Annotated in this window: 21 protein-coding genes and 1 pseudogene; 13 read left to right on the top strand and 9 right to left on the bottom strand. The window is 72.6% G+C overall.

Annotated features, from left to right (window positions below; genetic code table 11):
• A complete protein-coding gene (locus HTV45_RS03390; RefSeq protein WP_215204059.1) occupies positions 1-756 on the top strand; it encodes a response regulator transcription factor in 756 nt (251 codons plus the stop codon).
• Positions 757-759: 3 nt separating this feature from the next.
• A complete protein-coding gene (locus tag HTV45_RS03395) occupies positions 760-1,872 on the top strand; it encodes a sensor histidine kinase KdpD (RefSeq protein ID WP_215204060.1) in 1,113 nt (370 codons plus the stop codon).
• Positions 1,873-1,907: 35 nt separating this feature from the next.
• Here the strand turns inward: HTV45_RS03395 and HTV45_RS03400 are convergent, their stop codons facing one another.
• From HTV45_RS03400 to HTV45_RS03410, 3 genes are read right to left on the bottom strand one after another with little or no spacing between them, the layout of a single operon-like run.
• On the bottom strand, positions 1,908-2,909 hold the full coding sequence (locus tag HTV45_RS03400; RefSeq protein WP_215204061.1) for an NAD(P)-dependent oxidoreductase: 1,002 nt from the start codon (positions 2,907-2,909) through the stop codon (positions 1,908-1,910).
• Between the two features lie 53 nt (positions 2,910-2,962).
• Positions 2,963-4,426, bottom strand: a complete 1,464-nt coding sequence (locus HTV45_RS03405; RefSeq protein WP_215204062.1) for a cell wall metabolism sensor histidine kinase WalK — start codon at positions 4,424-4,426, stop codon at positions 2,963-2,965.
• Positions 4,423-5,112, bottom strand: coding sequence for a response regulator transcription factor (locus HTV45_RS03410; RefSeq protein ID WP_215204063.1), 690 nt, complete (start codon positions 5,110-5,112; stop codon positions 4,423-4,425). Before HTV45_RS03410 ends, HTV45_RS03405 begins: the two co-directional genes overlap by 4 nt.
• A gap of 150 nt (positions 5,113-5,262) precedes the next feature.
• On the opposite strand from HTV45_RS03410, the gene HTV45_RS03415 reads away from it, so the two are divergent.
• The 7 genes and pseudogenes from HTV45_RS03415 to HTV45_RS03440 all read left to right on the top strand — a co-directional run bounded on the left by HTV45_RS03415 (position 5,263) and on the right by HTV45_RS03440 (position 11,035).
• Positions 5,263-6,603 carry a ferric reductase-like transmembrane domain-containing protein gene (locus HTV45_RS03415; RefSeq protein ID WP_215204064.1) on the top strand — a complete coding sequence of 447 codons (1,341 nt, stop codon included), beginning with the start codon at positions 5,263-5,265 and terminating at the stop codon, positions 6,601-6,603.
• 28 nt (positions 6,604-6,631) lie between these two features.
• A complete protein-coding gene (locus HTV45_RS03420) occupies positions 6,632-7,030 on the top strand; it encodes an FMN-binding protein (RefSeq protein ID WP_215204065.1) in 399 nt (132 codons plus the stop codon).
• A gap of 101 nt (positions 7,031-7,131) precedes the next feature.
• A pseudogene (locus HTV45_RS33890) lies at positions 7,132-7,356 on the top strand (FAD:protein FMN transferase); the annotation flags it as partial.
• Positions 7,357-7,482: 126 nt separating this feature from the next.
• Positions 7,483-8,613: an ABC transporter ATP-binding protein gene (locus HTV45_RS03425; protein WP_215204066.1), complete on the top strand. Its 1,131-nt coding sequence runs from the start codon at positions 7,483-7,485 to the stop codon at positions 8,611-8,613.
• Complete coding sequence (locus tag HTV45_RS03430; protein WP_215204067.1) at positions 8,610-9,311, top strand: ABC transporter permease; 702 nt, start codon at positions 8,610-8,612, stop codon at positions 9,309-9,311. Before HTV45_RS03425 ends, HTV45_RS03430 begins: the two co-directional genes overlap by 4 nt.
• A complete protein-coding gene (locus HTV45_RS03435; protein WP_215204068.1) occupies positions 9,308-9,973 on the top strand; it encodes an ABC transporter permease in 666 nt (221 codons plus the stop codon). Before HTV45_RS03430 ends, HTV45_RS03435 begins: the two co-directional genes overlap by 4 nt.
• A gap of 105 nt (positions 9,974-10,078) precedes the next feature.
• The gene (locus tag HTV45_RS03440; protein ID WP_215204069.1) at positions 10,079-11,035 is read left to right on the top strand and encodes an ABC transporter substrate-binding protein; all 957 of its coding nucleotides are present in this window, start codon (positions 10,079-10,081) and stop codon (positions 11,033-11,035) included.
• A 43-nt stretch (positions 11,036-11,078) separates the two neighbouring features.
• Here the strand turns inward: HTV45_RS03440 and HTV45_RS03445 are convergent, their stop codons facing one another.
• The 6 genes from HTV45_RS03445 to HTV45_RS03470 form a co-directional block, all read right to left on the bottom strand.
• Positions 11,079-11,675 carry an ATP/GTP-binding protein gene (locus HTV45_RS03445; RefSeq protein ID WP_215204070.1) on the bottom strand — a complete coding sequence of 199 codons (597 nt, stop codon included), beginning with the start codon at positions 11,673-11,675 and terminating at the stop codon, positions 11,079-11,081.
• Positions 11,662-12,021, bottom strand: a complete 360-nt coding sequence (locus tag HTV45_RS03450; RefSeq protein ID WP_215204071.1) for a DUF742 domain-containing protein — start codon at positions 12,019-12,021, stop codon at positions 11,662-11,664. The genes HTV45_RS03445 and HTV45_RS03450 overlap by 14 nt, the downstream gene beginning before the upstream one ends.
• A gap of 1 nt (position 12,022) precedes the next feature.
• Entirely contained in the window at positions 12,023-12,454 is a 432-nt protein-coding gene (locus tag HTV45_RS03455) for a roadblock/LC7 domain-containing protein (RefSeq protein ID WP_215204072.1), read from the bottom strand.
• Complete coding sequence (locus HTV45_RS03460; RefSeq protein ID WP_215204073.1) at positions 12,451-14,847, bottom strand: nitrate- and nitrite sensing domain-containing protein; 2,397 nt, start codon at positions 14,845-14,847, stop codon at positions 12,451-12,453. The genes HTV45_RS03455 and HTV45_RS03460 overlap by 4 nt, the downstream gene beginning before the upstream one ends.
• Positions 14,848-14,895: 48 nt before the next feature.
• Complete coding sequence (locus HTV45_RS03465) at positions 14,896-15,906, bottom strand: substrate-binding domain-containing protein (RefSeq protein WP_215204074.1); 1,011 nt, start codon at positions 15,904-15,906, stop codon at positions 14,896-14,898.
• A 266-nt stretch (positions 15,907-16,172) separates the two neighbouring features.
• Entirely contained in the window at positions 16,173-17,108 is a 936-nt protein-coding gene (locus tag HTV45_RS03470; RefSeq protein ID WP_215204075.1) for a lytic polysaccharide monooxygenase, read from the bottom strand.
• 391 nt (positions 17,109-17,499) lie between these two features.
• On the opposite strand from HTV45_RS03470, the gene HTV45_RS03475 reads away from it, so the two are divergent.
• The 4 genes from HTV45_RS03475 to HTV45_RS03490 all read left to right on the top strand — a co-directional run bounded on the left by HTV45_RS03475 (position 17,500) and on the right by HTV45_RS03490 (position 22,234).
• Complete coding sequence (locus HTV45_RS03475) at positions 17,500-18,147, top strand: ScbR family autoregulator-binding transcription factor (protein WP_215204076.1); 648 nt, start codon at positions 17,500-17,502, stop codon at positions 18,145-18,147.
• Positions 18,148-18,188: 41 nt separating this feature from the next.
• Complete coding sequence (locus tag HTV45_RS03480) at positions 18,189-19,367, top strand: damage-control phosphatase ARMT1 family protein (RefSeq protein WP_215204077.1); 1,179 nt, start codon at positions 18,189-18,191, stop codon at positions 19,365-19,367.
• A gap of 95 nt (positions 19,368-19,462) precedes the next feature.
• Positions 19,463-21,619: a germacradienol/geosmin synthase Cyc2 gene (cyc2, locus tag HTV45_RS03485; RefSeq protein ID WP_215204078.1), complete on the top strand. Its 2,157-nt coding sequence runs from the start codon at positions 19,463-19,465 to the stop codon at positions 21,617-21,619.
• Positions 21,620-21,796: 177 nt separating this feature from the next.
• Entirely contained in the window at positions 21,797-22,234 is a 438-nt protein-coding gene (locus HTV45_RS03490; protein WP_308309086.1) for a PDZ domain-containing protein, read from the top strand.
• Positions 22,235-22,244: the final 10 nt, after the last annotated feature.

Consider the following 22,244-nt stretch of genomic DNA (forward strand, 5'->3'; position numbering starts at 1 on the left):
ATGCAGCAGCCACCACCGCACGCCGAGGCCGGAGCCCGGGTCCTCGTCGTCGACGACGACCCCACCGTCGCCGAGATCGTCACGGGCTACCTCGACCGCGCCGGTTATGTCGTCGACCGGGCGGGCGACGGCCCGGACGCGCTCGCCCGGGCGGCGGCCCACTGGCCCGACCTCGTCGTCCTCGACCTCATGCTGCCCGGCATGGACGGCCTGGAGGTGTGCCGCAGGATGCGCGGTCACGGACCCGTACCGGTCATCATGCTCACCGCGCGGGGCGACGAGGACGACCGCATCCTCGGGCTGGAGGTCGGCGCCGACGACTACGTCACCAAGCCCTTCAGCCCGCGTGAACTCGTCCTGCGCGTGGAGTCCGTGCTGCGCCGCGCCCGCCCCGGGCCGGCCGTCGCCTCCGGGCTGTTGCGGGCCGCCGGACTCACCGTCGACCCCGCCGCCCGCCGCGTCACCAAGCACGGCCAGGAACTCGCCCTCACCATCCGTGAGTTCGATCTCCTCGCCTTCCTGCTCCGCCATCCGGGGCGGGCCTTCGCACGCGAGGAGCTGATGCGGGAGGTGTGGGGCTGGGACTTCGGAGACCTGTCCACCGTGACCGTCCATGTGCGGCGGCTGCGCGGCAAGGTCGAGGACGATCCGGCACGGCCCAGGCTCATCCAGACGGTGTGGGGTGTCGGCTACCGCTTCGATCCGGCCGTCGCCGGTTCGGGTGCCGGTTCCGGTGCCGACTCCGGGAAGGAGTGACCCGTGCGGGACACGCTTCTCATCGCCCTGTTCGCCTTCCTCGGAGCCGCCGCGGCCGGTCTGCTCGGCGCGTGCGTGCTGCTGCTGATCCGGCGCCGGTCACTCACCGCGCATCTCGCGGTGGTCGCCGGGGTCGCGGTGACGGCGATGCTCGCCGGCACGATGGCCGTCGCCCAGGCCATGTTCCTCTCGGCGCACGACCTGAGCGTGGTGACCACGGTCGTCGCCATGGCCGCCGTGGTCTCCATGGTCACCGCGCTGCTGCTGGGCCGCTGGGTCGTCGCCCGCAGTCGCGAACTGACGCTCGCCGCCCGCTCCTTCGGCGACGGCGGTGACTTCGCCGCGCCGGACGGCCCGGCAACCGCCGAACTGGCCGCCCTCAGCCGCGAACTGGAGGCCACCAGTGTCAGGCTCGCCGAGTCACGGGACCGTGAGCGGGCCCTGGAGTCCTCCCGGCGGGAACTCGTCGCCTGGATCTCCCACGACCTGCGCACCCCGCTCGCCGGTCTGCGCGCGATGGCCGAGGCGCTGGAGGACGGTGTCGCCGCCGACCCCGACCGCTACCTCAAGCAGATCCGCACCGAGGTGGAACGCCTCAACGACATGGTCGGCGACCTCTTCGAACTCTCCCGCATCCACGCGGGCGCGCTGACCCTCTCACCCTCCCGTGTCTCCCTGTACGACCTCATAGGCGACGCCCTCGCCGGCGCCGACCCGCTCGCCCGTGAGCACGGCGTACGGCTCGTCGGCGACCGGGTCGAGCCGGTGCCGGTGGAAGTGGACGGACGGGAGATGAGCCGGGTGCTGGGCAACCTGCTGATCAACGCGATCCGCAGGACCCCGGCCGACGGCACGGTCGCCGTCGCCGCGCGGCGCTCGACCGAGGGTGTGGTGCTCTCCGTGACGGACGGCTGTGGCGGCATCCCCGAGGAGGACCTGCCGCGCGTCTTCGACACCGGCTGGCGCGGCACCCACGCCCGCACCCCGCCGGCCGGCGCGGGCCTCGGCCTCGCCATCGTCCGCGGCATCGTCGAGGCCCACCGGGGCAGCACCACGGTCCGCAACGTCACCGGCGGCTGCCGCTTCGAGGTGACCCTCCCGGCGACGGAGGGCTGAGCCCCACGGAGCCGCCACCCCGGCGCCCGGGTGGCTCAGTCGCCCCGCAGGCCCGCCGCCGCGAACTCCCGCATGCCCTCCTCGAAGCCGGTCTCCGGCTTCCAGCCCAGCTCGGCCCGCAGCCGGGCGGAGTCGGCGGTGATGTGGCGGACGTCGCCCAGGCGGTACTCGCCGGTGACGACGGGGTCCGGGCCGCCGTACGCCACCGCCAGGGCGCGGGCCATCTCGCCGACCGTGCGGGGCGTACCGCTGCCCGTGTTGTACGCGGTGAACACCCCGGCGGCGGGCTCCGCCTCCAGCGCGGCGACGTTCGCCGCCGCCACGTCCCGTACGTGGACGAAGTCCCGGCGCTGGCCGCCGTCCTCGAAGACACGCGGAGCCTCACCGCGGGCCAGCGCGGAGCGGAAGAAGGAGGCGACCCCCGCGTACGGGGTGTCCCGGGGCATACCGGGGCCGTAGACGTTGTGGTAGCGAAGCGACACCGCGGAGCCGCCCGTCGACCGGGCCCACGCGGCGGACAGATGTTCCTGCGCCAGTTTCGTCGTGGCGTACACATTGCGGGGGTCGGCCGGGGCGTCCTCACCGACCAGGCCGGGTTCGAGGGCCGCGCCGCACACCGGGCACGTGGGCTCGAACCGTCCGGCCTCGAGGTCGGCGACCGCCCGCGGCCCCGGCCGCACCGTCCCGTGCCGGGCACAGACGTAGCGGCCCTCGCCGTACACCACCATCGAACCGGCCAGCACCAGCCGGGCCACCCCGGCCTCCGCCATCGCGGCGAGCAGCACCGCCGTACCGAGATCGTTGCGGGAGACGTACTCCGGGGCGTCGGCGAAGGAGGTGCCGAGGCCGACCATCGCCGCCTGGTGGCAGACCGCGTCCACTCCGGACACCGCCTCGCGCACCGCGCCGGGGGAGCGGACGTCCGCCGTCGGATCGCCGCGGACGTCGAAGACCACGGGCTCGTGCCCGCGCTCCCCGAGCACCTCGACGACATGGGACCCGATGAACCCGGCACCGCCGGTGACCAGTACGCGCATGCGCCCACGCTAGGCCCGCACCCCGCCCGATCGCGGGACCGTGCCCCGAGCCGTCACCGGTCCGTAAGACCCGCCCCCGGCAGCCGTACCGTGAACACGGTCGCCCCCGGCGTGCTCTCCAGTTCGATGTCGCCGCCGTGCGCCCGGACCAGTGACCGGGCGACCGCGAGGCCCAGGCCGCTGCCGCCCCGGTCGCGGCTGCGTGCTTTGTCGACGCGGTAGAAGCGGTCGAAGACCCGCTCCCGGTCCTCCGCCGGGACACCGGGGCCCGTGTCGGTCACCCGCACCAGCGTGGAGGGCGGGCCGCCGGTCACGGACACCGCCACCGACACCGGGGTGCCGGCCGGTGTGTGCACGGCGGCGTTGGTGAGCAGGTTGTCCAGGACCTGCCGGATGCGCTGCGGGTCCAGGCGCAGGATCAGCGGGCCGGCACCGGCCGTCACCGTCAGCGGGTGTCCCGGGTGGCCCGCCCGGAAGGCGTCGGCGGCCTGCTGGACCAGCTCCGCCAGATACGTGTCCACCGGCCGCAGCGGCGCCTCCACCTCCGCCGCGTCCAGCCGGGCGAGCAGCAGCAGATCGTCGAGCAGTACCCCCATCCGGGCGGCCTCCGCCCGCAGCCGGGCCAGATGGCGTTCGCGTTCGGCGGGCTCGTTGGCGGCCGCGTACTGGAACAGGTCCGCGTAGCCGCGTACCGACATCAGCGGGGTGCGCAGCTCGTGCGAGGCGTCCGCGACGAAGCGGCGCAGCCGCGACTCCGCCTCCGCGCGGACCGCGAGGGAGTCGTCGATGTGCTCCAGCATCGTGTTGAAGGCGGTGCGCAGCTCCGCCACCTCCAGGCCCCCGTCCCGCCCGTCCGCGCGCAGCGGCAGCCGCGCCGCGGACTCCGTCAGGTCGTGCGAGGCGATGCCGTGCGCGGTGTGCGCCATGTCGCTCAGCGGTTTCAGCCCGCGCCGCAGCATCCGCCGCCCGGTCACCACCAGGGCGAGCAGCGCGAGGGCGAACACCACGACCTGCACCGTGATCAGCTGCTCGACGGTCTGCTCGACGTCCTTCACGGGAGCGGCGCTCACCAGCACCACCCCCGGTTCCACCTCGCAGCCGCGCAGCCGGTAGGTGCCCTCCCCGTCGATCCGCGCGGTGCGCGTCAGTTCGGTGTCGGAGTGCGCCATCGCCCGTGCGAGATCGGCCAGCGCCCGGGTGTCGTCGGGCACGTCGGAGGGCTTGCGCAGCGTGACCGCCGCGCCGGAGGCGGAGACGTCGTACACCGCCGTGTACCAGCCGTAGTACGGCTTGCGCCGCACCGTGCCGTGGGCCGCCGCGTCCTTGGCCTGCACGGTCTGGATCAGTTTCAGCTGGTCGCCCAGCTGACGCTCCAGATAGTCGTGCATGTACGTGGTGAGGGCGGTCCCGACGACCGCGAACACGGCGAGCGACAGCACCCCGAGGCCCAGCGTCAGCCGGGTGCGCAGCCGCGTCCCGCGGTACAGGTCCCGCAGCCGTCGTAGCGCCGCGGTCACTCGGTCGCCTGCCGGATCACGTAGCCGAAGCCCCGTACGGTCTGGATCAGCGGCTCACCGGCGTCGTCCAGCTTGCGGCGCAGCCGGCTGACCACCAGCTCCACCACATTGGACCGGCCGCCGAAGCCGTACTCCCACACATGGTCCAGGATCTGCGCCTTGGTGAGCACGGTCGGCGAGCGGCGCATCAGATAGCGCAGCACCTCGTACTCGGTCGGCGTCAGCGACAGCAGCCGTTCCCCGCGCCGCACCTCACGGGTGTCCTCGTCCATCGTCAGGTCCGCCACCCGCAGCACCGACCGCTGGAACCCCGGGCCCGCGCTGCGCCGCAGCACCGTCCGCAGCCGCGCCATCAGCTCCTCCACGGCGAACGGCTTGACCAGGTAGTCGTCCCCGCCCCGGGTCAGCCCGGCCACCCGGTCGGCGACCCCGTCCCGCGCGGTGAGGAACACCACCGGCACCATCGTCCCGGAGCGCCGCAGCCGGTCGAGCACACCGAAGCCGTCGATGTCCGGCAGCATCAGGTCCAGCACCACGATGTCCGGGCGGAACCCGGCGGCGTGGCGCAGCGCCTCGTCACCGGAGTTGGCGGTCACCGCCTCCCAGCCCTCGTACCGGGCGACCGTCGCCACCAGGTCGGCTATCGGCGGGTCGTCGTCCACGACGAGGAGGCGTACTTTTTCCACCCGCCCATACTGCGGCACCCGGCTTCCGGTGCCACCGGCCGGTGCACTTCCGGGTCCCGATCGACAGGAAGCCGAAAGCCGGCCGACAGCCGATCGACAGCGCCCGCGACCAGGCTCGGTGTCCCAGGATCCGATCAAGGAGTCTCCGGCGTGACAGCAGTCGATTCGCCACCCGCACCCCCCGCCGCGAGGCGACGCCCCGGGGCGGTGGCGCGCAGCGGCCTGTACGCCCTGTTCGCCGCGAACGCGGCGGCGGTGGCCGTCCTCTTCGCGCAGGCCGGCTTCGGCGCCAGTGCCCTCGTCGTACTCGGCCGCCTCACCGGTCTCTACGCCGCACTGCTGATGGCGTTCCAGCTGCTGCTGGTGGCCCGGCTGCCCTGGCTCGACCGCAGGATCGGCATGGACCGGCTGACCCTCTGGCACCGCTGGACCGGCTTCGGCCTGCTGTGGACGCTCCTCGCCCACGCGGTCTTCATCACCTTCGGCTACGCCGGGATGTCCACCATGGACCCGGTGAACCAGCTCATCGACCTCGCCGAGACGGTCGAGGGGGTCCTGCGCGCGGTCGTCGCGCTGGCGCTGATCCTCCTCGTCGGCGCGGTCTCGGCCCGCCGCGCCCGGCGCCGACTCGCCTATGAGACCTGGCACTTCATCCATCTGTACACCTATGTCGCCGTGGTGCTGGCCTTCACCCACCAGGTCGCGGCCGGGTCCACCTTCACCGCCTCGGCCGCGGCCACCGCCTACTGGTACGGACTCTGGGGCGCCGCCCTCACCGCGGTGTTCACCGGCCGGGTGGTGCTGCCGCTGTGGCGGAACCTGCGCCACCGGCTGCGGGTCACGGCCGTCGTCCACGAGAGCGACCAGGTGGTGTCCGTCCACATCACCGGCCGCGATCTGCACCGGCTGCCCGCCCGCGCCGGCCAGTTCTTCCTCTGGCGCTTCCTGACCAGGGACCGCTGGTGGCAGGCCAACCCGTACTCCCTCTCCGCCGCCCCCGACGGCCGCAGCCTGCGGCTGACCGTGAAGGCGTCCGGCGAGGGCAGCGCGTCCCTGCGTCACCTCAGGCCCGGCACCCGGGTCTTCGCCGAGGGCCCCTACGGCGCCTTCACCACCCTGCACCGCACCCGCCCGGACACCCTGCTCGTCGCGGGCGGCGTCGGCATCACCCCGATCCGCGCCCTGCTGGAGGAACTCCACGGCCACGCCGTCGTCCTGTACCGGGTGAACACGGAGGCCGACGCCGTCCTCCACGGTGAACTGCGTGAACTGGCCCTCGCCAAGGGCGCGGAGCTGCACCTGATCACCGGCCCGCCCGTACCGGACCGGCTCGCCCCCGCCGAACTCTCCCGCCTCGTACCCGACGTCACCGACCGGGACGTCTACGTCTGCGGCCCGCCCGGTATGACCACAGCCGTCCTGCGCGGCCTGCGCGAACTGGGCGTCCCCCGGCAGCAGATCCACTACGAGCGCTTCAGCCTGGCCGGATGACGGCCGCGCGGCGCACGAGGAGAACCCCGTGAAGCGAGCACTGCCCGTCCTGGCCCTGACCGTCGCGGGCCTGATCCCACTCTGGCGCTACGCGCCCGCCGACGTGGCGCCGAGGACCGCCGGGCCCGCGCCCGCGCCCACCGTGTCCGCCGTCCCGGGCAGCACCACCCGGGTCGTCGCGGGCCCCACCGTCGACACCGAGAAGGGCCCGGTCCAGGTCGAGGTCACCCTCGACGGTGACCGCGTCACCACCGTGCGGATGCTCCGGCAGCCCGACCATCCGCAGACCACGGCCGCCGTGCCGACGCTGATCGAGGCGACACTCGAGGCCCAGTCCGCGGACATCGACACCGTCTCCGGCGCCACCGTCACCAGCGACGGCTACCGGGACTCGCTGCAGGCCGCCCTCGACGCGCGAGGCTCCTGACATGCGCCGCGTCGAACACGTCAAGGGCTTCCCGGTGTCGCTGCGGATCGACGGCGAAGGGTTCTCCGGCGGCGCGGTGGACGCGCTCTTAGCCCGGCCGCGGGCGCACCGGCCGCCCGGCCACCGGACTGCTGAACGCGACCGTCGTCGCCCCCCACCCTGACCGAGGCGGACGCGGCCGCCACGGCGGCCCGCGCTGGGACGGGAAGGGGGTCGCGCGGGCCGCCGCACGCCCCGGCTGCGAGGTGTTCGCCGTGACCGCGGACCGCCGGGTGCGGCGCACGGCGGGGTTTTCCTCGGTGGAATCGGGGCAGGTGGCGGCGTAGCCCGGGGCTCTCCCGGCCGGGGCGAGGGGTTCCGGGGTTCTGTCGGAGGCGCCGTCTACACTCGTCCGGCGACAGAGCGAGCGACCCCCGTCAGACACTTCCGCCACCCGAAGGGCATTCGGCGCCTTGATACGGATCGATTCAGTCACGAAGCGGTACCCGGACGGCACGGTGGCGGTCGACCGGCTGTCGCTGGAGATTCCCGACCGCTCGGTCACCGTCCTCGTCGGACCCTCGGGCTGCGGCAAGACGACCACCCTCCGTATGATCAACCGGATGGTCGAACCCACCGAGGGAACGATCCTGCTCGACGGTGCGGACACCCGGCGGCAACCGGTCACCACCCTGCGCCGGTCCATGGGCTACGTCATCCAGAACGCCGGTCTCTTCCAGCACCGCACGATCGTCGACAACATCGCCACCGTCCCCCGCATGCTCGGCTGGGGCAAACAGCGCGCCCGGGAGCGGGCGGCGGAGCTGATGGAGCGGGTCGGCCTGGACAGCGCGCTGGCCAAGCGGTATCCGTACCAGCTCTCCGGTGGCCAGCAGCAACGCGTCGGCGTGGCGCGGGCGCTCGCCGCGGACCCGCCGGTCCTGCTGATGGACGAGCCGTTCTCGGCGGTCGACCCGGTGGTGCGCAAGGGACTGCAGGACGAACTCCTGCGTATCCAGGACGAGCTGGGCAAGACCATCGTCTTCGTCACCCACGACATCGACGAGGCGATCAAACTCGGCACCATGGTCGCCGTGCTGCGCGAGGGCGGCCGGCTGGCCCAGTACGCGCCGCCCGCCGAGCTGCTGTCCGCGCCGGCGGACGCTTTCGTGGAGGACTTCCTCGGCGCCGACCGCGGCATCCGCCGGCTGTCCTTCTTCCCGTCGGCCGCGCTGCAGCTGACGACCGGCCCGGTGATCGAGGCCGGCGCGAGCGCCGAGCGGATCGCCGCGGCCGGGACACCCCACCTCCTCGTCACCGACGCGGACCGCCGTCCGCTCGGCTGGGCCGGCCGCGACGAGCTGGCCGCCGGGGGCACCGGGACCGGCCGGCTGCTGCCGTACGGACGGCCGTTCGTGCCCGGCGCCGACTCACTGCGGGCCGCCCTCGACTGCGCGGTGCTCTCGCCCACCGGGTGGGGCGTCGCCGTCGACGGCGACGGCCGGGTGACCGGAGTCGTCTCCCAGCAGAGCATCGGTGAGGCCATCCGGGCCGCCCACACCGAGAGCCGCACGGACCCGGACACGGCCGGGGCCGCCAGGTGAACCGCTTCTTCGACATTCCCAGCGACCTCCAGCACAGCTGGCTCGGTCTGATCGGGCTGCACACCCGCGAGGCCCTGCTGCCGGTGGCCGCCGGCCTGCTCCTCGCGCTGCCGCTCGCCCTGCTGTGCGGCCGCTTCCGCTGGCTGTACCCGCCCGTGCTCGGTGTGACGACGGTGCTGTACGCCATCCCGTCGCTGGCCTTCTTCGTCGTCCTCATCGACTACACCGGCCAGACCGAACTCACCGTGATGATCCCGCTGGCCCTCTACAGCCTCGTGGTGCTCGTCCCGGCGATCGTCGACGGCGTGCGCTCGGTGCCGGAGGAGACCCTCGCCGCGGCGACCGCCATGGGCTTCGGCCCGGCCCGGCGCTACGTCCAGGTGCAGCTGCCGATCGCCGCGCCCGCCATCATCGCCGGCCTCCGGGTCGCCACCGCCTCCAGCATCTCCCTGGTCAGCGTCGGCGCCCTGATCGGCAATCAGGGCGCCCTCGGCAATCTCCTCGCCGCCGCGCAGAAGTACGACCGGCCCGAGCTCGCGGTGAACGCCGTGCTCACGATGGCCGTCCTGGCGACCGTGTGCGACGCCCTGCTGGTACTGCTGCGCGTGGTGCTGACCCCGTGGATGCCGCGCGGTGGCACCCGCCCGAAGCCCGCCGCGCGGCGGGAAGAGATCACCCCGGAAGGCGCTGTCCGGTGAACGTCCTGAACTTCATCGACGCCTTCTTCAGCGACAGCGCCCAGTGGCAGGGCTACGACGGCATCCCGCAGCGTTTCTGGGAGCACGTCCAGTACTCGCTGCTGGCCCTCGTGATCGCCGCCGCGATCGGCCTGCCCGTCGGCCTGCTGACCGGGCACACCGGTCGCGGCGGGAACGCGATCGCCTTCATCGCCAACGCCGCCCGCGCCCTGCCCAGCTTCGGCCTGCTCGTGCTGGCCGTCCTGCTGATCGGCTTCGGTCTGCTGCCCGTGATGATCCCGCTGGTCGTGCTGGCCGTGCCGCCGATCCTGGTGACCACCTACGAGGCGGTGCGCTCCCTCGACCCCGCCCCGGTGGACGCGGCCCGGGGCATGGGCATGCGGGAGTCGCGGATCCTCTTCCAGGTCGAAGTGCCGGTGGCGCTCCCGCTGATGCTCAGCGGACTGCGGTCGGCCGCCGTCCAGATCGTGTCGACGGCCACCATCGCCGCGTACGTCAGCCTCGGCGGTCTCGGCCGGTACATCATCGACGGGCTCTACCAGCGCGACTACGAGAAGGTGGTCGGCGGCGCCACCCTCGTGGCGGTTCTGGCACTCGTCACCCTCGCGCTGTTCTGGGCCGCCGGACGGCTGGCGGTCTCACCGGGCGTGCGCAGGCGCTGAGGACGTCGCCCGTTCCCTCCGGCTGACGCCCAGGACCCCCTCATGTCACAAACCGTGACCACCATGTTCTTGACTGACCGTAAAACGGCTGGATTGGATCGATGAATGACTTCTACCGCGAAAAGCAGCAGGTCCACGACGAGGCACACCGGTGCGGCGGCCGTCGCACTCACCGCCGCGGCGGCCCTGCTCGCGGGCTGTTCCTCCGACGGCACCTCCGACAACCCCCTGGACGGGGAGAAGGCCGAGACGGGCACCGTCGTCGTCGGCTCCAACAACTTCGCCGAGAGCACCCTGCTCGCCGACATCTACGGTGAGGCGCTCCGCGCCAAGGGCCTCAACGTCAGCTACAAGCACAACATCGGCAGCCGGGAGACGACGTACGGTCTGATGAAGAACGGCTCCATCACGGTGCTCCCGGAGTACAACGGCGCCCTTCTCTCCTACCTCGACCCCGAGGCCGGACAGGAGTCGGCGGAAGCGGTGAACGAGGCCGCCAAGGCGGAACTCGACAAGGCGCTGACGCTGCTGGAGTCCTCACCGGCCGAGAACAAGGACTCGGTCAGCGTCAACGCCGAGACCGCCGAGAAGCACGGTCTCACCGACGGGTCGACCCTCGCCGACCTCAAGGACATCGCACCCGACCTGGTGATCGGCGGCTCGCCCGAGTTCCAGACCAGGCAGCAGGGACTCAAGGGCCTGGAGGCCGTCTACGGGCTGAAGTTCAAGTCGTTCAAGGCGCTCGACGCGGGCGGCCCGCTCACCCAGGCCGCGCTCACCCAGAACGAGGTCCAGGCCGCGGACATCTTCACCACGGACCCGACCATCGTGAAGGAGAAGTTCGTCGTCCTGAAGGATCCGGAGAACCTCTTCGGGTTCGCCAACGTGACCCCGCTGGTCCACAAGGACGCGCTCCCGAAGGAGGGCGTCGACGCGCTCAACGCCGTATCGGCGAAGCTGGACACCGAGACCCTGCTCGACCTCGACGCCCAGGTGCAGACGGAGAAGAAGGACCCGCTGGACGTGGCCAAGGCCTGGCTGAAGTCGGCCGGACTGGACTGACCGGCGCCGGGGTGCGGCCGGCCGGCCGCACCCCGGGGGCGTCTCATCCCGCCGGTTCCGCCTGCGAGATCAGCCGGTCGATCAGCGCGATCAGCACATCCCGGCTCGACTCGCGCTCCCGTGCGTCGCACAGCAGCACCGGAACACCCTCGGGCAGCGTCAGCGCCTCACGGATGTCCTCCACCGGGTAGGGATGCTCACCGTGGAAGCCGTTGACGGCGATCACGAACGGTATGCCCCGGCGTTCGAAGAAGTCGATCGCGGCGAAACTGGACTTGGGCCGGCGCACATCCACCAGCACCACCGCGCCCAGCGCCCCGAGGGCCAGGTCGTTCCACATGAACCAGAACCGCTGCTGCCCCGGCGTGCCGAAGAGATACAGCACGAGATCGTCCGAGACGGTGATCCGGCCGAAGTCCAGCGCGACCGTGGTGGCACGTTTCTCCTCGACGCCCTCCAGATCGTCGACGTCGAGCCCCGCCATGGTCAGCGGCTCCTCGGTACGCAGCGGGACGATCTCGCTGACCGAGCCGACCATGGTGGTCTTGCCCACGCCGAAGCCGCCGGCGATCAGGATCTTGACCGTGTCGGGTGCCGGACGGTCGGCGGAAGCCTGAGCGGTGGTGTCAGAGCCGGCCAAGGCCCTCCCTCACTTTCTGCAGCAGGTCCAGATCCGGTGCGGTACGGGTGACGGGGTGCGGCGGGTGTGCGGTGATCCGGCCTGCCTCCAGCAGATCGCAGAGCATGATCACGACCACGCTCACCGGGAGGTCGAGACGCGCGGCGAGCTCGGCGACCGCGACCGGCTCGGCGCACAGCCGCAGGATCCGCAGGTGCTCCGGCTGCGGCCGGGCCGCGTCCTCGGGCTGCGGGTCCACGGCCGTCACCGTGGTGATGAGCTCGAAGTCGGCGCGGCTGGGCCGGGTGCGGCCACCGGTCAGGGTGAACGGCCGTACCAGCCGGCCGGCCGAGTCGCTGCCGCCCACCTCACACGCCGGGGTCGGCGGCGGGTCCGGAGGTCTCCCGGGGTGCCGCGCTGAGGTGCTCGCCGATCTTCTTCACCAGCATGTTCATCTGGTACGCCACCACACCGACGTCCGCGTTCGGCCCGGTCAGCACCACCAGATGGGCGCCGGGACCGGCCGAGGTGAGGATCAGGTAGCTGTGCGCCATCTCGATCAGCGCCTGCCGCACCGGGCCGCCGCGGAAGTCCATGCTGACGCCCTTGCTGAGGCTCATCAGGCCGGAGGCGGTCGCCGCGAGGCGCTCCGCGTCGTCGCGCAGGAATCCGGTGGACTTGCTGACCACCAGCCCGTCCTCGGAGAGCACCACGGCCTGGTTCACGTCGGCGACCCGTTCCACGAGTCCGGTCAGCAGCTGGTCCAGCTGGGTGTGGGTGGCGGGGGTGGGGCGTGTCATGACGGTGTTCCTTCGTGAGCGGTCGGCGGTCGGCGGTCGGCGGGCGGCGTCGTGAACTCGGCGGCGGGCACATACGCCGGTACGTCCGCGTCCGCGTCCGCGTCCGCGTCGCCGGTTCCGTCGTCCCGTGCCTGGCTCGTGCCGCGCTGGAACCCCGCGAGGGAGGAGGCGGCGTGTTCCGCGGTGAAGTCGTCGCCGGACTCCTCACCGGTGTCCGGCACCAACTCCTCGCGCAGTTCGGCGGCCAGACTGGTCTGCGGCACCCGGCGGGGGAGCGGGGTGAGTCCCCCCGGGCCCGGAGAGGGCACCGGGGCAGCCGGCGCGGGGGCGGTCCGTACGGCGGCTGCCGGCCGGGACGCCGCGGCGGGCGCGCCCGTGCCCGCCCGCGGGCCGGCGCCGGTCTCCGCGCGCTCACCGCCCGCCGTGCCGGCAACCCTCCCGGCGAGCGCGGTGTCCCGGCCGCCCGGCTCGTCCCGCACCACGATCTCGTGCGGGATCAGCACGATCGCCGTCGTCCCGCCGTAGGGAGACGGCCGCAGGGTCACGGCGATGCCGTGCCGGTGAGCCAGCTGCGAGATCACGAACATGCCGAGCCGGAGGTCGTCGGCGAGCGCCACCACGTCGAACTGCGGGGGCCTGGCCAACTGGGCGTTCAGCGAGGCGTAGTCCTCCTCCGACAGGCCGAGCCCCCGGTCCTCGATCTCCACGGCGAGGCCCTTGGCGACCATCGCCGCCCGGACCCCGACGGGGCTGGGCGCCGGCGAGTACACCGTCGCGTTGTCGATCAGCTCGGCCAGCAGATGGATCACGTCGGCCACCGCCGGCGGAGCGAGCGAGACCTCCTCCTCGGTGAGCACCTCCACCCGCTGGTACTCGGCGACCTCCCCGACCGCGCTGCGCACGATGTCGATCAGCGCGACCGGCTCGCTCCAGGTCCGGCCGGGACGCTCACCGCTGACGATGACCAGGTTCTCCTCGTAGCGGCGCAACTGACTCGCCGTGGAGTCGAGTTCGTACAGCCCCTTGAGGACCTCGGGGTCCGTGTGCCGGCGCTCCAGTGCGTCGAGCTTGCTGAGCTGGAGGTTGACCAGGTTCTGGCTCTGCCGGGCGATACCGAGGATGACCTTCTGGAACCCGCGCCGGGTGTCGGCGAGTTCGACCGCGGTGTGCACGGCCGTGCGCTGCGCGGTGTTGAACGCGTTCGCGACCTGCCCCAGTTCGTCGTGGCCGTAGTCCAGCGGGGGCGTGGCCGACTCGGCGTCGACCTTCTCACCGCGCTCCAGCCGGGCCACCACATCGGGCAGCCGTTCCTCGGCGAGGCTCAGGGTGGCCATCCGCAGACCGCGCAGCCTGCGGGAGAGCGAGCGGGTGATGCGCCAGGAGAGTCCCACGCACAGCAGCAGCGCGGCCAGCCCGGCGGCGCTCAGGGAGGCGGCCGTCACCAGCAGGCTGCGGGCCTCGTCGGCGCTGCGGGTGAGCAGCGCGTCGGTCTGCTGCCGGATCATCGTGGAGTACTTCGGGGAGACCGCGTCCATGGCCTCCTCCCACCGTTCGCGCAGGTCCGGCAGCTCGACGCTGCGGTCCTTGCCCTCCGCCGCGGTGGCGAGCACCTGGTCCTCGACGGCGTTCAGGGCGCGCCACTCCGGGCTCTGCAGGATCTCCTCGGTCTGGGCCTTGGTGCTCCCGCTGAGGGACGGCACGATCTGGTCCTCGACCAGCCAGCGCCGGGTGTGGACCAGCTTGGCGAAATCGCTCCAGCTCTCCGCGTCGAGGCGTCCCTCGGGCCAGGCCAGGGTGAGCTGCGCGTCCTCCTGGGAGACCAGCTCCGCCGCGTGCTCCAGCGCGATCAGCGGCTGGGCCTGCGAGGTCAGGTCCCCGTCGTCTACCTGGGAGAGCTCCTGGAAGGCGTGGATCTGATCGTCGATGATCGAGGTGTACTGGTCGAGCGCGTCCTCGGCGGTGATGTCGCCGGGGTTGTCCACCTGGTCCCGGTAGTACTCCAGGCTGCCCACCGAACCGAGGACCGAGTACAGCCGGTCCGAGACGCGTGCCGGTGCCTCGGCGATCGCGTCCGCCTGCCCGGCCAGCTTCGCGACGGCCGCGTCCGTCCTGTCGCGCTGCGCGTCGAGGGCGGACCGCGAGCTTCCCGGATCGGCCAGCCACGCGGCGGCCAGCCGGCGCTCCTTCTGCAGCGCGAGCGTGGCGTGTGTGCCCATGGCGCCGGTGGACCGGCTCAGTTCCGTCTGGGCGCGCAGCTCCAGCCCCTCCGAGAACATCTGGATCGTCGTCAGCCCCCACATGCCGGCGAGGGTGACGCTGGACACCAGCGCGAGGAGGAACAGCGAGAGACGTATGGAGCCGAAACGGCGCCGGGCACCTGTCCGAGACATCACGGTCCTAGAGCGGTCGGGTCTGGGGGAGAGTACGCACGGGCCGGCCCGTCAGCGGGTTCCGCCGGCGGCGAAACCGGCGACCGAGTCCGAGTTGGCCTTCGTGACGAACGCCGGCCCGGTGAGCACCGGCGCGACCCCGCCGCCGCTGATGTTGCCGTTGGTCCGGTACAGCCAGAGCGCGTCCACGGCGAGGTAGCCCTGCAGGTAGGGCTGCTGGTCGACGGCGAACTGCACATTGCCGCCCTGCACGGCTTCCACCAGTTCCTCGTTGAGGTCGAAGGCGGCGATGCCGGCGCCGCTGCCCGCCTCGGCCGCCGCGTCGACCGCGGCGAGTGCGAAGTCCGCTCCGAGGGCGACGACCTCGTCGATGGACGGGTCCTGGCGCAGCCGGTCGGCGAGGACGCCGGAGACGGCGTCCGGGTCGGTGCCGTCCACGTAGACGTTCTCCGTGGTCCCGCCGAAGGTCTTCTTCACCCCGGCGCAGCGGGCCTCCAGGCCGACGTTGCCCCGCTCGTGGACGACACAGAGGGCGTGCCTGGCCTTCAGTCCGTTCAGCTTCTCGCCGACGGCCCGGCCCGCGACGCTCTCGTCCTGGCCGAAGAACGCGAGCAGCCCCGCCGGCTTCCAGGCGTCGATACCGGCGTTGAGCCCGACGACGGGGATGTCCGCGGCGCGTGCCTCGTTCACGGGCCCCTTCATGGCCTGTGGCTTGGCCAGCGTCAGGGCGATGCCGTCGACGCCGTCGCGGACCGCCTCGCGGACCAGTTCGGCCTGTTCCGCCGGGTCCGGGTCGCTGACATACGTCAGTTCGATGCCGTCCTTGGCCGCCGCCGCCTCGGCGCCCTTCTGCACCCGGTCCCAGAAGGCGTCGTTCTCGCTGCCGTGGGTGATCAGGGTGATCTTCGTCCGTCCCGTGCCGGGCCCGCTCGCGCCGTCCGGGTCCGCGGAGTCGTCGGCCGCGCCGAAGGCGGCACAGCCGGTCACGAGCAGGCCGACCGCGGCTGCCAGGGCCGCCGGGCGGTGTCTCGGGGAGCGGCGGGACGGAAGGGACGTGTTCATGAGGAGAGTGGACCTCGCAGTGCGGCCGAGCAAGAGCAGGGGCGAGCGCGGACGGCCGTCGCGGGGAGCGGGGGGCCGACCGGGTGACTCTCGCTGGCCCGGAGCCAACCCTGTGCGACCACCGGTAGTCAAGTGAAAGGCCACGTGAAGTGAGGTGATGCTGCCGCATTGTGATGAACCGTGAGGAGAGGAGTGGCGCGCGGAACGTCCGTACCGAATGGCCGGTATGGGCCGGAGATCACGGCTCGCGGACGTGCGCGGCGGTTTCAGCGCCGGCGCAGCCGCAGCGCGAGAGCGGTCGCCCCGGTGAGCACCAGGACGGCGAGGGCGCCCCCCGCGAGCAGGGGGGCGGAGGGCCCGGACGAGGCGGCCGAGGCGGTGCGGGCGGCGGGGGTGCTCGCGGGTTCCGAGGTGCGGGGTGACGGGGTGTTCCGGGCGGAGGTGGCCGGGGCCGGGGGGCTCTGGGCCGGGGGTGCGGAGGGCCTCTCGGCGGCCGTCTTCCCGTCCTTCTGCCGCTCGGCCTCCGGCTTGCTGCCCGCCGGTGCCGCCGCCGCCTTCTCGCCCTGCGGGAACACCACGTCCGAACAGGAGTAGTACGTGTCCGGCGTGCTGCTGTTCTGCCAGACGGTGTACAGCACATGACGCCCCGACCGGTCCGCGGGCAGGGTCACCCGGAACCGGTAGGCGCCGTCCGTCAGGGCTGGCTCCGCCACCTCGGCGAACGGCCGCTCCGGGAGGTCGGACCAGGTGAGCGGCTTCGCCGGGTCGTAGCCTGGCCTGGTCAGATACATCCGGAACGTGCCGCTGTGCGGGATCGTCGAGACGTATGTCATCGGCAGCGCCGCGCCCGGCCCCACCGGGGTCGCCGGCCAGTCGGCGCGGGCCAGGTCCAGGCCCCGGTAGGCGGGCAGGCCCCCGCTGCACAGCTGTCCGTCCGGGATCCGCTGCCGGTCCCGGCCGGCGACGTCCGCCACCCGCAGGTTGTCCCACGCCGTGAACGGAGCACCGTTCGCGGCGACGGCGGCACGGCACGCCGCCGACCCCGTGCGTGCGCCTCCTTCGGGCGAGCAGGCCACCACCCGGCTCACCGGGTCCGTCGGCGCCCCGTGCGCCCGCGCCTGCCCCGCCGACCACAGCGGCAGCAGCAGCGGGGTCACCAGTGCCGCCGCGAGCGCGGTGCGGTGTGCGGTCGTCCGGGGCATCCGGAACGCCTCCTTCGACGGGCGGGCACGCGGGGGTCCTCGCAGGAGTACGGGCGAACCGCCCGGCGCGTTCACCTCCCGTGCCGATGCGCGGCGCAGCGCCCCGTTCCTGGTCAACCGCCTTCTGCCGAGGTGGGTTCCCTGCCGGGTCGAGGGTCTGCGGTGCGGATGGGGCACCGGCCGGCCCGCCGTTCGCTTTCGCCACCCGAACCTGTCCGCACCCTGACACGGGCCTGTCGGCTTTCCTGCCCATTGCCTGCTCCTTACGCCGGATTCATTTGAGTTTGTGCAAATTCCCGGCGTGGTGGACATCGCCACAGGGTGAGTTATCGTGTACTCGGCGTTAAACAGACGGCACGACCCGTTCCTTTGCGGCTCAGGAGTTCAGGCAATGGCGAGGCAGGTACGCGCCGAGCAGACCCGCTCGACGATCATCACGGCCGCCGCCGACCTGTTCGACCGGCAGGGCTATGAATCGACCAGCCTCAGCGACATCGTCGAACACGCCCGTGTCACCAAGGGGGCCCTGTACTTCCACTTCGCCGCCAAGGAGGACCTCGCGCACGCGATCCTGGAGCTCCAGTCCACGACCTGCCGCCGGCTGGCCAGGGACACGGGTGGCCGGGGCCACACCTCCCTGGAGGCGCTGATGCGCCTCACCTTCTGCATAGCCAGGATGTCCGCCGAGGACCCCGTCCTGCGGGCCGGACTGCGGCTGGCCACCGGCGGCCCCCGCCCCCGCCCGCCGCTCAGTCACCCCTTCACCGAGTGGCTGGACATCGTTGCCGCCCGGCTCCTCGGCGCGGTCAAGGAGGCCGACGTCCATCCCGACGTCGACATCGACGTCGTGGCCCACTCCCTCGTCTGCTTCTTCGTCGGCACCCGCGTCGTCGGCCGTTCCCGGGAATCCGTCGCACGCCAGCCCCGGCGCACGGCCGAGATGTGGCAGATCCTCATCCGCGGCCTGGTACCCGTGACCCGGCGCGCGCGGTATCTCAGCCTGGCCGCCCGGCTGGAACGGGAGATCGTGCCGGTGTGACGTCCGGCGCACGCCGACGGGCGCGCGTTACGGTGAGCCGCATGTCCGACACCCCCACCGCGCCCGTGATCGTTCCCGACGAGCCCGGTACGTTCCCGCACGGCGTGCTGGCCGAGCGGCACCCCGCGATCATCCGGCAGGTACGCGACTCCTTCCCGTACGGGCCCGCCGAGCGCCGGGCGCTCGACGCCCTGCTGGCCAACTGCACGGAGGGCATCATCGAACCCCTCCCCGCCGGCGCGCACGACCGGGAGCGCTGGCGGGACTGGGGGATGGACACCTACGCCGGCCGCTCCTGGTACGACGTGCCTTGGCTGTGGTCCGAGAGCTGGTTCTACCGCCGGCTGCTGGACGCGGTGGGCTACTTCGGCCCCGGCCCCTGGCAGGGTGTCGACCCGTTCCGGCCCTCCAAACTCGCCGAACTCGACTCTCCCGCCACGGACGGGGAACTCGCCGCACTCGACGGCTTCACCGGCCGCCCCGAGGACGAACAGGCGGCCGCCCTGCTGCACGGCTCCCTGTGGGGCAACCGGGCCGACCTGAGCTTCCGGCTCTCCGCCGAGGGGGCCGGGGAAGCCGCCGCCGTCCCCGCCCTGGTGGCCGACGACACCGAGCGGCTGTGGACACTGCTCGCCGCGCCCTCCGCGGACACGCTGTGCCTGGTCGCCGACAACGCGGGCCGCGAACTCGTCCCGGACCTGCTGCTGATCGCGCACCTGCTCGCCCACGGCCGCATCGGCCGCGCGGTGCTGCACATCAAGCCGTACCCGTACTACGTCTCCGACGCCACCACCGCCGACGTGGTCGACGCGGTGCGCAGGCTCACCGGCGCCGAGGGGGCGGCGGCCGAGTACGGGCGCGGCCTGTGGGCCGCTCTCTCCGACGGCCGGCTCACCCTGCGCGCGCACCCCTTCTCCGGCTCGCCCCTGCCCTATGCGGAGATGCCGGACGAACTGCGCGCCGACTTCGCCGCCGCCGCGGTCACCGTCGTCAAGGGCGACCTCAACTACCGCCGTCTCGTCGGGGACCGGTACTGGCCCCCCACCACACCGTTCGCCGACGTGACGCGGTACTTCCCGGGACCGGTCGCCGCCCTGCGCACCCTCAAGTCCGATGTGATCACCGGACTGACCGCCGGCACGGAGGCGGCGCTGACGGCCGCCGGGGGCAGGCGCTGGCGCACCGGCGGAACCCACGCGCTCATCCAGGTACGGACCTGAGCGCCGTGACTGCCGTTCGGGCAAGGGTTCACGCGATGGTGTGATCACAGCCCGCCCAGTGGATGCCACCACCGGGCCACGGGTAGCCCCCGGCCATGACGCAGCCGTTCGCACTCCCGCACTTCTACCTGCCGCACCCCGCGCGGCTCAACCCGCATCTCGACGAGGCCCGCTCCCATTCGACCGCGTGGGCACGCGAGATGGGCATGCTGGAGGGAAGCGGGGTCTGGGAGCAGGCCGATCTCGACGCGCACGACTACGGCCTGCTCTGCGCCTACACCCACCCCGACTGCGACGGGCCCGCCCTCTCGCTCGTCACCGACTGGTACGTGTGGGTCTTCTTCTTCGACGACCACTTCCTGGAGAAGTACAAGCGCAGCCAGGACCGCGCCGCGGGCAAGACCCACCTCGACCGGCTGCCCCTCTTCATGCCACTGGACCCGGGAGCGGCGGTCCCCGAGCCGGAGAACCCGGTCGAGGCGGGCCTCGCCGACCTGTGGGCGCGCACCGTGCCGGCGATGTCCGACGACTGGCGCCGCCGGTTCGCCGTCGCCACCGAACACCTCCTGAACGAGTCCCTGTGGGAGCTGTCCAACATCAACGAGGGGCGGATCGCCAACCCCGTCGAGTACATCGAGATGCGCCGCAAGGTGGGCGGCGCCCCCTGGTCGGCCGGGCTGGTGGAGTACGCCACCGCGGAAGTGCCCTCCGCCGTCGCCGGAACCAGGCCGCTCAGGGTGCTCATGGAGACCTTCTCCGACGCCGTGCACCTGCGCAACGACCTGTTCTCCTACCAGCGGGAGGTCGAGGACGAGGGCGAACTCAGCAATGGCGTGCTCGTCCTGGAGACCTTCTTCGGCTGCACCACCCAGGAGGCCGCCGAGCTGGTCAACGACGTCCTCACCTCACGGCTGCACCAGTTCGAGCACACCGCGTTCACCGAAGTCCCCACCGTCGCACTGGAGAAGGGCCTCACCCCGGACCAGGTCGCCGCCGTGGCGGCGTACACGAAGGGCCTGCAGGACTGGCAGTCCGGCGGCCACGAATGGCATCTGCGCTCCAGCCGGTACATGAACGAGGGCGCGCGGTCCGGCTCCCCCTGGCAGTCGCTCTCCGGGCCCGGCACGTCCGCCGCGGACATCGGCGCGCTGCTCGCCACCACCGGGGCCCGGCGACTGCGCGCCCATACGCACGTGCCGTTCCCGAAGGTCGGCCCGTCGATCATCCCCGAGATCGAGATGCCCTACCCGCTGCGGCTCAGCCCCGCCCTCGACGGCGCGCGGCGGCATCTGCTGGAGTGGTCGCGGCGGATGGGCATCCTCGCCGAGGGCGTCTGGGACGAGGACAAACTGGAGAGCTGCGACCTGCCGCTGTGCGCCGCGGGCCTCGACCCGGACGCGACCCAGGAACAACTCGACCTCGCCTCCGGCTGGCTGGCCTTCGGCACCTACGGCGACGACTACTACCCGCTCGTCCACGGCCACCGCCGCGACCTGGCCGCCGCCCGGCTGACCACGGCCCGCCTCGCGGCCTGCATGCCCCTCGACGACGGTCCGGTGCCGCCGCCGGCCAACGCGATGGAACGCTCCCTGACCGACCTGTGGGCGCGTACGACGGCCGGGATGACGCCCGACGACCGCCGCCCCCTGAAGGCGGCGGTGGAGACGATGACCGAGGCCTGGGTGTGGGAGCTGTCCAATCAGATCCAGCACCGGGTCCCGGACCCGGTGGACTACCTGGAGATGCGGCGCGCGACCTTCGGCTCCGATCTCACCCTGGGACTCTGCCGCGCCGGACACGGGCCCGCGGTGCCGCCCGAGATCTACCGCAGCGGACCCGTGCGCTCCCTGGAGAACGCGGCGATCGACTACGCGTGCCTGCTCAACGACGTCTTCTCCTACCAGAAGGAGATCGAGTTCGAGGGCGAGATCCACAACATGGTGCTCGTCGTGCAGAACTTCTTCGGCGTCGACTATCCGACCGCGCTGCCCGTGGTGCAGGACCTGATGAACCAGCGGATGCACCAGTTCCAGCATGTCGTCGCACACGAACTGCCCGTCGTCTACGACGACTTCCAGCTCTCCAAGGAGGCGCGGGAGATCATGCGGGGGTATGTGACGGACCTGCAGAACTGGATGGCGGGCATCCTCAACTGGCACCGGAACGTGCCGCGGTACAAGGACGAGTACCTGTCCGGCCGGGTCCACGGCTTCCTCCCGTACCGCGCGCCGGCCCCGCCGGCTCTCGTCTGACGGCCCGGCCCTGCTGCCCGGAGGCGAACCCACATGCGAGAACCCGCGTTGCGGCCCGGACCGATGCCCGGGAGCGGAAGAGGCAGCGGGGGCGGTCCAGCGGGACGTCCCGCGTCCGCCCGGCCCGCCGCCCGGCCCGCCCGGCAGCATGCCGGGCGGCGGGCCGGACGGAGGCTGGTGTCCGCGGTGCTCGGGACGCTGACCGGTGTGCTGCTGGTGCTGTCCGGGGTGGGGCTGGGGGCGGTGGGCGCGACGCTCGCCGGGCCGGGAGGGCTCGCCGAGCTGAGGCGGCAGGCGGGAACGGCCCCCGTCTCCGCCCCGTCCGCCTCCGATCCTCCCGGCACGCCGTTCGTCGCCCGGCTCGGGGTGGAGGTGGCCGACGGCCCGGGACCCGGGGCCCGGATCGTCGCCGTGCACAGGCCCGGCCCCGGCTTCTCGGCCGGTCTCGTACGGGGTGATGTGCTCCTCGCCTTCGGCGGCAGACGTGTCGACTCGGCCGCCGGCCTCGCACGCGCCGTCGCGCGGGCCCGTCCGGGCGACGAGGTGACCCTGACCGTGCGTCATCACGGCGGCGGGTACCGGCAGCTGACGGCGGTCCCCGACATCCTCACCTGACCACACGGAC

Source organism: Streptomyces sp. CHD11 (genome assembly GCF_018638295.1).
Classification (GTDB): Bacteria; Actinomycetota; Actinomycetes; order Streptomycetales; family Streptomycetaceae; genus Streptomyces.